The 410-nt window shown below is 42.2% G+C and carries 1 protein-coding gene; it reads left to right on the top strand.

Going from position 1 to position 410, the window contains the following annotated elements:
- The coding region (locus tag HC176_RS16980) for a PAS domain-containing protein (RefSeq protein WP_167920188.1) at positions 1 to 410 on the top strand (410 nt) is incomplete at both ends.

The raw sequence follows: 410 nt of genomic DNA on the forward strand, positions 1-410 counted from the left end.
ATTTGGCCATGACGCAGAATATTTCCTCAATTATAAGCCAGACATTTTTCGTCATTTCATTCATCCCGATGACTACGATCTGCGTATGCAAAATCTCACCCGCTGTCAATCGCTGGCCGAAGAAGAAGAATGTGAAGTTGAAGTGAGATTTCGGGCGCCAAAGAACCAATGGGAATGGTACAGGATTAGGGAAAGGATCTTTCAGCAGGACCGGGAAGGAAAAGTGACTCACGTTTTGGGAATTGCTCAAAACATTCATGAACAGAAAATAGCTGAAGAAAAACTTCGGGAAGAGCACAGGCGACTTGAACATGCTCAACAAATAGGTCATATAGGAAGCTTTGAAAGAAAGTTGCCGGGGGATATCATGGATTGTTCCCTTGAATTCTATAATATTTTTGGGATTGAAC

This window comes from Tamlana crocina, from assembly GCF_012037625.1.